Raw genomic sequence first — 11,554 nt, 5'->3', positions numbered from 1 at the left:
TAATTCATAAATATTTCTACTACAAGCCCAAACTGCACATCATCTTTGACCGTCCTCAATTTTTATTCCATCAAAATAGCTCGCTATTACTCAAAAATAAAAATCTGTGGTAGTTCAAATCTGACACACATTTTGAACTTACGAGACGAAAATTTATGAATTATTCAGGTTAAATTATTGCTTTATGTAAACCACCTTTTTAGTCTGAAAAAAGTCCTCTTGAAAGAAATTCTTTATATTGAAAATCTTGACGAAATATTTCAGATTTTCAATTTCTTCGAGAAAATCTCCTCCTTTAAGGTATAAAATTCCGTTGGAAATGGAATTGAACGATTTACTGTTTATTTTTTTCTTTGAATAATTAATAAATTCAGGGATTGTACAAACTGCTCTACTTACAATAAAATCGAATTTCGCATTCAATTTCTCGGCTCTAATTTGTTGGGCATAAACATTTGTAAGATTTATTTCTTCCGCAACAGATTTTACAACTTTTATCTTTTTCCCAATTGAATCAATAAGCATAAATTTGCAGTCGGGAAAAACAATTGCAAGCGGTATTCCCGGAAAACCACCGCCAGTTCCTATATCAAGAATGCTTGTTCCAAATTCAAATTTCACAACTTTTGCAATTGCAAGCGAATGCAAAACATGATGCACAAAAATATTTTCTACATCTTTTCGGGAAATTAAATTTACTTTCTCGTTCCAATCTTTATACAAATCTTCCAATTTTGAAAACTGCCTGATTTGTAAATCATTTAATTCCGGGAAATATTTTTTTAGTAAATTTTCTGATAACATGTTTTGAGCTTTCAATTTGTAATTTAATGAACAGTTATTCTATGATTATTAAAAAATAGTTCATTTTTGTTTTCTTGATAGACCTCCGCATCTTTTTTATAGATCAATAAATCATCAACATATATATTTTTTCCCGTATTATCGTCTCCCTTCAACAAAAAAGATATACTGCTTTTTTCATTTTTAATTTTAAAATTACATTCAACTAATGACCAACAATTATCAATAATAAAACTATGACTTGGATTAAAAATTGAATTCCATTTTACAGAAATTCCGTTGTCTTCCTGAACAATGAATAATGAATTCAAAACATCCTGACCATAGTTTTCTCCACAATTATATATCCAGAAACTTGCCACATATTCCTGATTCTCAACAAACAAAGAACTATCAATTTTTGCAAGAAGACTGTATCCATTTTTGGTTCCTTTAAAAGCACCATTACTTCTATAAGATATTTGGCTTTTGCTATCTTCAAAATCATCAAAATCTATTAAATCAGTGTAATCACTTAGAAAAAAATCATTTACAAATAACAGACTATCCCTTTTTTCAATAAAATCTTCCACTATCGAATTTTTTTCCGATTCATCGAATAGTTTTTCCAAAGAAATAGACAATAAAGAAAATTCATTGGAAGTGTATATTGTGTCGCATTTTTGAATTAACATTTGCTCATAATCTGTGATTGTTTCATTGCTCGAAATTATCAGAAATGGTTTGTTTGAAAAAATATCTTTCTCTATTTCTTTTTCATAATAATCAGGACTTATAAGCTGAACAATATTTTTACTTTCCCAAATACTTGTACGAGCCAAATAACTTCCCAAAATCGGAAGTTTTTTGTGATAAGAAAATACTTCAGATAACAACAATATTTTTTTTGATGCCGATTTTCCATAGTTTTCGCTGCCTTTATGATAAAAAGGTATAGGAATTATAGCTTGAAAATTTTCTGAGTCAATTTTATCTAATCCTTTTTTATATGATCCGTTCAATTGGTTTTTATCAAATAAGTTTGAAGTTTTTACTAATCGTTCGGAAAGCTCCTGATGGTATGGAAAAGCTTCTACAAAAAATAAAAAAGGTATAATGAAAAATACCAAACCTGAAAGTATTTTGTTTCTATTACTTAATTTTTTCACCAATTTGTATCCTACATAAACAGCTACAATTGTTGAAAAATAGAAGAAAATCCACGAAAATCGACCAGTTGATCGAAACGATTTCAGGATTGGGAACAAGTCTATTACAAATTCTAAATTAAAAATAAATGGATAACCCATTGAAAATAACAAAATTAATACGCTTGCCAAAAATCCATTCCTTAAAAATTCATTATCTAAATATTGCCGGAAGCAAAATATTTTTTTCGCCTTTATGAATTTCTTAATTGAATTTATCAATAAAAAACCCAAAACTAAAATTGTGCTTAATCCAACATATGCAACTCCCTCCCAGTTTTGAGTTCCAATTTTCGCAAAACTTTCAATAATTGGTTTTAGCGGTGGATGGCTTGGAAGAAATATGGTTTTAAAATCAGCTAAATATACAAAAAATCCATATGGATTATTTGTCCTACCTGTATGCTCATCAGTAATTTTGACTAAAAAATAAAAAATAATCAGAGGAAGAATTGTTTGAACAATTATAAAAAAATGTGTTTTATATAAAAGAATCGTTTTCCTGAAATTCTGAAATAATGATATTAAATAATATAAAGAAATAAAAAATACTACGATAAAAGTATAATAAGGATGAATTAGCACCCAAAACAAATTATTTATAAAAATAAAAATTGTCCATTTTAGTTTGTTTTCGCTCTCTAAAAAAAGCATGAACAAATATAAAGTCAATGGGATGAAGAAAACATACGCTAAAGATAAATGTCCCGTCATTCGAAAAACCTGGGGCGACAACATAGAAATTGCAATTGCATTGATTACTGAAAATATGGGCTGAATTTTTAACTTAGTGAAAATCAAATACAAAAATATTGCACATAACAGAAAGCTAAAAATGATACTAATATTAATAATTCCAACAGTATGATTTGCAATTTTTGGAAATATCGCAGCCAAAAGTTTTACCGAGTTGGTTAATAGAGGATTATTGACAGAATAAGTTATATGTTCTGAATATGGATAATTCATCCCATCGAATTGCAAATAGCTTGTGTCATGTTTTATATGATAAGAAGAATTATAGTAACTACTTATACCATCTCCACCATCGCTAAAAAGGAAACTATTCGGACTTATTACGATGTCAGAATAAAAACTCAAAATAAAAATGTTTGAGAAGATAAATACAAGCATCAAAAATAATATCTGCTTATTATTTATAATATTTTGAGATAATTTCATTCTTTAGTAATTTGTTTATATTTTATGAATACAATATATAATAGCTTTGCTTTAATGGGTATAAAATGCTGAAAATAATTTATCATCTTAATCTAAATATTTCTACATCACGAAATTCACCAATTTTATTATTTGTAAAACCTGTCAAATAAGGTTTTTTTTCAGATGTTTTTTTCCCTAAAATAATAAGGTACTCTGCTCCAAGTTCAATTGATTTCTGAATTTTCTCTTTTGAGGTATTTAGTCCTGCATATTCTGTCCATCCTTTCAAATTCATCAAATATAACGAATAGCAACTACTTTGGTCAGGAACAAAAATTACTGTATCATTCTTTCCTATTCCAATAGATTTAAGATATGGAGAAATCTCATGAACAGCCTTATATGTTGGAAATTCATTTAACCAACCATTATACCTGTCATTAGAGATTGAAGAGGCATAATACACATTATATGCTAAAAACAAAGCAAACAGAGTTTTCACAAGTTTATGATTGTAGAATTCACTCAAATTAATTTTTGCAAAATTTAAAAAACTTAAAACGACAAAAGCTGGAAGAATGAATAAATTTATCAGATAATAATCATGATCATGAAGCGTTGAAAACCAAAGTAATAAATACAAAATTACCCCCACAAAAAGAAGTGAACTTATAAGAACAAACTCTTTGTTTTCCTTTTTAATTCTATAAAACTGAACCAAAAACATTGCGCCAAGTACATATAAGGCTGCCGGACTATAGTAAGAATATACCCAGAAAGAAGTAACTTTTCCCCAAATTTTTAGGATTTTTTCTGACGATAAATCCCAGATAGGCATAGTTCTCGTTGAAAAATAATTTGTTCGATGATTCTGATTGTAATTAATAGCAAATAAATACCAAGCAATTACAACAATTATCAGGACTAAAAATGGGATTAGATTTTTATACTTCGATTTAAAAACTTTACTCTTAAACTTAAAAATAGAGATATTAAAAAATTCAATTACATAAATCCCAAAAATGGCCACAACACTTATTGCAGCAGTAATTTTCAGTAGTGATGCAATTGTAAAAAAAATTATTGAAATATAAAGTAATCTTTGTGTTTGCTTTTCTCTAAAACGAAAGAAAAAATACCACCCTATTAAGGAAAAAGCCAATGCAGTAGTATTTGATAAAAAACTATTTGCATAATAGACTAATACTGGAGAACTAAATAAAAATATACTGACAAAAATTGCCCAAAAGGTATCTTTCAAAAGCAAATCTGAAAGTTTATATAGAAAAAACAGTCCAACGAAAAAAAACAACATATTTGCAATCCTGAAAACTGAATCGTGATGACCAAATATTTTGTACAATATAGCTACAAAATAATATAAAAACGGCATTTCACCAACATTATATCCGCTTGTTCTACTATCAGAAATTAAAGCATGAAGCTCCGGTTCAAAAAAATTCATGCCATTTTGGTAATAATTTAAAGCAACTGAAGCACAATCTGCTTGGCGCCAATGATGAATTGATTGAGGACCTAGCATACTGCTATTTTGATAATTATAAACCAAAGCTACTACAATCAATACCAAAACAAATATTAACCAAGAATAATTATTAAAATTCATCATTTTTTTCATGACACAAAAGTAATTTAAAAAAGATTTTACGACAATTTCAAATAAATGAATTAAAAAGATTGGAATAAACTATTTTTGCTTTGATTTTATGTTGTAGATTTTTTCTGATAAACAAAATATGAAAATACAAAGGTTTCAATATAAGCATTTTACAAAGGCCAAATTTTTCGTCATAATAGTTTTGGCATTTTTTAGCCAGTCCTGTTTAGATTTTCCCGAAAAAAAATATTTAAACATATTTTGCGATGCAGAAACAATTTCTGAAGATCAAAACTATTTGTGTACAAGCATCCCTTCAATAAATTTTAGAGGGGGGGGACTACAGACCAATGAAGAATCATTTTCAGGGAAATATTCGATAAAACTTACAAAGAAAAAAGCATTTGGCATGACCTATACTATTGATCGGGTAAGAACAGGAGAATTTTACCAAGTTAGCGTTTGGCGAAAAAGCAGTGATAAAAATGGTGTACTTGTTGTGTCCGGAAAACCATCCGATAAATTTTACAAAGCTGGAAAAGATGTTTTTAAAAAAACTGAAAATTCATGGGAATTAATTATTGTTGAAGTAGAAATTCCACCGGACATGGACAATGAAAAACTTTCAGTATATGTTTGGAACCAAGGGAAAACTCCGGTTTATTTCGATGATCTTTCTATTGAACAAAAAGCAGGGAAAGTTTATCCGACTTTCGATGAAGAAGCTCTAAAAATATTTATTGATACTCTTGAAATGCAAAAACTTTATAAAAAACGAAAAAAAGCATTCGAGAAAGGCATCCTTCAAAGTTCAGACAATGATTATGTTAAAGCAATCATTTTTTATAACAATGAAATGCTGAAAGCAAAAGTCAGATTAAAAGGCGATTGGTTAGATCATTTGCAGGGGGCAAAATGGTCGTTCCGAATTAAAATGAAAAAAGAATTTGCATGGAAAAATATGCGAACATTCTCAATTCAGAATCCAAATTCCAGATTTTATCTCGGCGAGTATTTTCTTCATAAAATATTTGAAAAAGAAGATGTTTTAACCACAAGATACGGGTTCGTTCCGGTAGTTCTAAACAATAGAAGCCTCGGAATTTATGCCTACGAAGAGCATTTCGACAAACAACTTATAGAATCGAAAAAAAGACGCGAAGGTCCGATTTTAAAATTCTCAGAAGAGTTTTTCTGGGTTTGGGTAAATGCTGGTATCGATACCGAAATATTTTATAAAACTCCAAAAACAGAACCTTCATCAATTATCCCTTTTAAAATGAATCGTACATTGCGAGATTCAAACCTGAGAGAACAATTTTTTATTGGGCAAAATCTTATGTACCAGTACAAAAACATTTTAAGACCAGCTTCAGAAATATTTAATGTTGAATATTTGGCGAAATATTACGCCATTATCGATTTGGTTCAATCTTATCACGGAATTATTTGGCACAACCAGAGAATGTATTACAATCCGGTGGTCTGCAAACTTGAGCCAATAGGATTTGACAATTTTGCCTCTGGTCCATACAAATTCGGTAAACGCCAAATATTTGGCAATTTTGATGACCATGATAGAGACGACAAAGCCGGATATATGAGGTCTTTCCTTTTTAATGATTCAAGTTTTCTGCATTCATACATTCACTACCTCGAAAAATTTTCTTCAGAAAAATATGTTGATGAATTATTTGATAGTTTATATCCGGAAATTAAGAAAAATGAAAAAATACTGCAAAAGGAGTTTCCTTTCTATAATTTCGATTCACTATCTTTTCGAAACAACGCAATTGGAATTATAAACGAACTTGATACTTTTAAACAAAAGATATATTTGGAAACTTATCCTAAAGATTTTGAAAATATAAATTATAATTATGTTGAAGAATATGACAAATCATTAATTTCAGGTTTAGTGAAATCATATCTTGATAGTATTTCTGACCAAAACAAATTTATTAAAATTCTGAATTTCAATTCAAAAAAAATAGAAGTTCTTGGAACTGGGAAATATGAAAAATTTATCACAGCCTATATAGATAAAAAAACTACCGTAAATTCTTACTACTCAAACAATAATTATTCTGAAACGGTTGAAACAGATTCCTATGCAGACTTTATTTTCTTTATGATTGAAGGGCATGATGAAATATTTTCTAGTCGAGTAAATCAATGGCAGTCGCCAAAAAATACAAGCCCTTATCAGGAAATTATCGCAAACAACAATTTTTCTAATTCAAATCCATATTTTTCTATTAAAGGCAAAACTGTTCTTTTTGATAAAAAAAATCAAAATATTGAAGATAATATTGTTATTCCGGCAGGCTATAAAGTTATTTTTGAAGCTGGAACCACTTTGAATTTTCTTAATTCCTCGACATTCATTTCATTCTCGCCAATTGAAATGAATGGAAAATCAGATGAACAAATATTCATAAAATCTGAAGACGGAAGTGCTCAAGGATTTTCAGTTTTTCAAGCTAAAAACAAATCTTTTTTAGAAAATGTAGTTTTTGAAAATTTAAATACTCTCGATTTTAAATCGTGGACATTGACAGGAGCAGTAAATTTCTACGAATCTGAGGTAGAAATGAACCAATGTCATTTTATTTCAAACAATTGCGAAGATGCACTCAATATTATCAGGTCAGATTTTTTGCTTAATAATTGCACTTTCGAAAATATTTTTGCAGATGCATTCGACTCAGATTTTTGCAAAGGGACAATAGAAAACTCCTCATTTACTGAAATTGGAAACGATGCTATAGATTTTTCGGGTAGTGTCGTAATTATAAAAAATTGCAAGATACTTTCATGCGGAGATAAAGGTATCAGCGGTGGCGAAAACTCAAAACTGACTGTTGCAAATTGCAAACTTGAAAATACCAATATTGGAATCGCATCGAAAGATTTATCAAATGTGAATTTAGATTCTATAGAAATTTCTAATTCAAAATATGGATTGGTAGCTTTTCGCAAAAAACCTGAATTTGGAGCTGCATTCTTAAATGTAAATAATCTCAAATATTCAAATATTACGCACAATTATTTGATTGAAAAAGGCTCGAAACTAATACTTGAAAATGATACTATTTTCGGAACAAACGAAAAAGTTGCAGAAATTTTCTATAAATAATTATCATATTTATTTTTCAACTATAACAACAATTCTCTATAAAATTAAAAGTCTTTATCTGACCTTCAGTGTGCGCAAATTTTAGATTTCTAAAAATAATTTCATAACTTTACAACAAATTGTAGGAATTATGATACAACCTTTAAGAATATTTTGCCGTCTCATTTTAAATAGTTTGGAAAATATAATAAATAATAAAATGTTAAGTATTTTTGGTAAGAAAACAACACTTTCTTCTGCACTCTTATTATTATTTATTCTATTTTATTCGACTTCGAATTCTCAAATTGTAATAAATGAATTCTCATGTTCGAACAGAAATACAATTCAAGATAATTACAACAACAACGAAGACTGGGTTGAACTGTATAATGCAGGAACTGCTACTGTAGATTTAACAGGCTATCATCTTTCTGACAAATCAAGCAATCCTACGAAATGGCAATTCCCGGCAGTTTCAATCGACGCAAATGATCACCTAATAATTTTTGCCTCATCCAGAGATGAATTTACAGGCGGTATTTTACATACAAACTTTAAAATCACCCAAAACAAACAAGAATATATTGTATTTTCAGACCCATCGGGCAATGTATTAGATGAGCTTCAAATTCTTAATCCAACTCAAAAAGATCATTCCAGAGGAAGAAGTATAGATGGAGGAAGTACATGGAGCGTTTATACAACTCCAACACCCGGAGATATAAATACAAACCCAAAAGGAGAATATGCCACAACTCCAATATTTAATCAAGATGCTGGATATCATAATTTTCCAACAGATGTTTCCTTAGCATCGCCTGATGTAGATGTAGAAATTCGCTATACACTTACTGGCGAAGAACCAACACAAACATCTACCTTATATACAAGTCCAATTTCTATTGCAACAACTACTGTTGTTCGTACTAAAGCATTCAGTACAAATTCAAACATTCCAAGTAGTTTCACAGAAACAAATACCTATTTTATTGGAGACGACTATCATACAATAAAAATAGTATCTATTTGTGGAGACCAAGTCGATAATTTATTAAACGGAAGTAGTGGGCTTCACCCAGACGGTGTATTTGAATTATTCGATGAATATGGATTACTTTTAGATGAATCGAGCGGCGAATTTAACAAGCATGGAAACGACTCCTGGGCATATTCGCAACGAGGTTTCGACTATATTACAAGAGACCAATACGGTATAAATCATGTAATAAATCACAAAATATTTAGAACTAAAGACAGAACAAAATTTCAACGTTTAATTCTAAAACCTGCCGCTAACGATAATTATCCCGCTGAAGATGGTGCACATATTCGAGATGCATATGTTCATGCCTTATCTCAGCTTGGAAAATTAAAATTAGATGAAAGAAGCCATGAACCTTGCGTTTTATATCTAAATGGCGACTATTGGGGAGTTTACGAAATCAGAGAAAAAGTTGACGACCATGATTTTACTGATTATTATTACGATCAAGACCGTTGGGATCTTCAATTTCTAAAAACTTGGGGAGGAACTTGGTCTGAATATGGTGGAAATCAAGCTCAAACAGATTGGGATAATCTGAGAAGTTTTATCCTTGGAAATGATATGACAATAGAAGCAAATTTTGACACTGTTTCTAAATATTTCAACTGGAAAAGCCTTATTGATTATATAGTGCTAAATTCATATGTCGTTTGTTCCGATTGGCTCAACTGGAATACTGCTTGGTGGCGAGGTTTAGACCCCGATGGAGACAAAAAGAAATGGAGATATGCACTTTGGGATATGGATGCAACTTTCGGACACTATATAAATTATACAGGTGTACCAAACACTACCCCGTCGGCAGATCCTTGCGACCCAGAATCGTTAAACGATCCGGGAGGTCAAGGTCACATCCCAATCTTAAATCAACTATCGAACAATGAAACATTTGTTCAATATTATCAATCCCGATTCATTGATCTGACTAATACGGTTTTTTCTTGCGACAACATGCATTATCTGTTAGATAGCCTGATAGAGATGATAGAGCCTGAAATGCAAAGGCAAATAGACCGCTGGGGTGGAACTTATGCAGGTTGGGAGTCAAATGTACAGGAATTAAAAGATTTTATTGACGACAAATGTGCACTTTTTGCAAGTGGCATGATTGATTGTTACAATTTGACAGGTCCATATGATGTAACTTTTATTGTTGAACCTGAAGATTATGGAGATATTTCTATCAATTCATTGGACTTATCAGACCACGGTTATCCATTTACAGGGAGCTATTTTGGAAATATAAATACACTTTTATCGGCTGAACCAAATTCAATTTACGAATTCGATTACTGGGAGCTTGACAGCAATACAACAATCCCGGGAAACTCTATCGCAGATATCATTATTGATTTTATTGCAGGTGATACAATAATTGCTCACTTTAAAGATCCATACCCGTATGTATATCTTGGCGAGGACACAACAATTTGTATTGGACAATCCCTGGCATTAGATGCACAGAATCCAGGAAATTCATACTTATGGAATGATGGCTCAAATTCTAAAATATTTGTTGTTCAAGAAGAAGGCACCTATTACGTACAAGTAAACAATGGTCTTTTTACTGCTTCAGATACAATCATAGTCAAATATTTATCATCCCCTGAAGTAGATTTGGGAGAAGACAAAACAATTTGCCCTGGAGAAACATTTTTATTAGACGTAACATTTGATCAAGCCGAATATTTGTGGCAAGATAATTCTATAAACCCAACTTATACTATAAGCGATACTGGCAATTATTCTGTAACAATCACAAATATTTGTGGATTAATTTCAGACGATATTAATGTTGATGAAGGAACTTTCCCGCAAATTAATATTGGCGATGATAGATCCTTTGTCCCGGGCGAAATATTAGTTTTAGATGCCAGCTATCCAAACTCTACTTATTTGTGGCAAGACAATTCAACTGAACCAACTTTTATAGTTACTAAATCAGGATATTATTGGGTAGAAGTAACCAATTTCTGTGGAGAAATTACAGATGCAATAAAGCTTGATTTCAATATGGATGCAGATTTCCCAACTGCGTTTTCTCCAAATGAAGATGGATTGAATGACATATTTTTAATTGAAAATAGCACAATAGATCCAGATAATTTTCAAATGATAATTTACGAGCGCTGGGGCGGAAAAATATTTGAAACTACCGATATGAATGAAGGTTGGGATGGTAAGCTAAAAAATTCTGAAAAAGCAAAATCGGGAACCTATATATATATCCTAAAATATAAAGATGCAGAAGGTACCGAACAATTTGTTCATGGAAATGTAACAGTTATTAGATAATTTGATATTTCAAAAAAAACTATCCATTAAATTCCCTTTCAGGAATTAGTCTTTTTGTAACTAATCGGTATGCTAAATTGATGAATTATAGATTGTTTTGAATTCTTATTTTGCTTTAGTTCAGTATATTACAATTTATTATCATCACTGATTGGTTACGTCTTTTTTAATTCAAAATTGAGGCGTAATAGACAAAAAGGAGGCTAGAAACTTCTATAGCCTTTTATTTGCATAGCTTTGCATCAAATCAAAGGTTATGAATAAAAAAAATGCTTTTATTGCAGCAGTACAATTCTTAAAAAAAATGGAATTAGAAACGG

At 30.4% G+C, this 11,554-nt stretch carries 5 protein-coding genes; 2 read left to right on the top strand and 3 right to left on the bottom strand.

Going from position 1 to position 11,554, the window contains the following annotated elements; translation table 11 throughout:
• Window positions 1–174: 174 nt before the first annotated feature.
• The 3 genes from rsmG to HN894_00865 form a co-directional block, all read right to left on the bottom strand.
• Complete coding sequence (gene rsmG / locus HN894_00875; GenBank protein ID MBT7141859.1) at window positions 175–804, bottom strand: 16S rRNA (guanine(527)-N(7))-methyltransferase RsmG; 630 nt, start codon at window positions 802–804, stop codon at window positions 175–177.
• A 23-nt stretch (window positions 805–827) separates the two neighbouring features.
• Entirely contained in the window at window positions 828–3,173 is a 2,346-nt protein-coding gene (locus HN894_00870; GenBank protein ID MBT7141858.1) for a hypothetical protein, read from the bottom strand.
• A gap of 82 nt (window positions 3,174–3,255) precedes the next feature.
• Window positions 3,256–4,785: a hypothetical protein gene (locus tag HN894_00865; protein ID MBT7141857.1), complete on the bottom strand. Its 1,530-nt coding sequence runs from the start codon at window positions 4,783–4,785 to the stop codon at window positions 3,256–3,258.
• 127 nt (window positions 4,786–4,912) lie between these two features.
• Between HN894_00865 and HN894_00860 the strand changes: the two genes are divergently transcribed.
• Both HN894_00860 and HN894_00855 read left to right on the top strand, forming a co-directional pair.
• Window positions 4,913–7,912, top strand: coding sequence for a hypothetical protein (locus HN894_00860; GenBank protein ID MBT7141856.1), 3,000 nt, complete (start codon window positions 4,913–4,915; stop codon window positions 7,910–7,912).
• A 130-nt stretch (window positions 7,913–8,042) separates the two neighbouring features.
• On the top strand, window positions 8,043–11,234 hold the full coding sequence (locus HN894_00855; GenBank protein MBT7141855.1) for a T9SS type B sorting domain-containing protein: 3,192 nt from the start codon (window positions 8,043–8,045) through the stop codon (window positions 11,232–11,234).
• The last annotated feature ends 320 nt before the right edge of the window (window positions 11,235–11,554 follow it).

This window comes from Bacteroidota bacterium (assembly GCA_018692315.1).
In the GTDB taxonomy this organism is placed as follows: Bacteria; Bacteroidota; Bacteroidia; order Bacteroidales; family JABHKC01; genus JABHKC01.
Note: the sequence above shows the minus strand (reverse complement) of the source record. Positions and strands in the feature narration are given on the sequence as shown.

Excerpts from the sequence above, each read along its gene's own strand:
- rsmG (MBT7141859.1), bottom strand. The coding sequence starts at position 804 with ATGTTATCAGAAAATTTACTAAAAAAATATTTCCCGGAATTAAATGAT.
- HN894_00870 (MBT7141858.1), bottom strand. The coding sequence starts at position 3,173 with ATGAAATTATCTCAAAATATTATAAATAATAAGCAGATATTATTTTTG.
- HN894_00865 (MBT7141857.1), bottom strand. The coding sequence starts at position 4,785 with ATGATGAATTTTAATAATTATTCTTGGTTAATATTTGTTTTGGTATTG.
- HN894_00860 (MBT7141856.1), top strand. The coding sequence starts at position 4,913 with ATGAAAATACAAAGGTTTCAATATAAGCATTTTACAAAGGCCAAATTT.
- HN894_00855 (MBT7141855.1), top strand. The coding sequence starts at position 8,043 with ATGATACAACCTTTAAGAATATTTTGCCGTCTCATTTTAAATAGTTTG.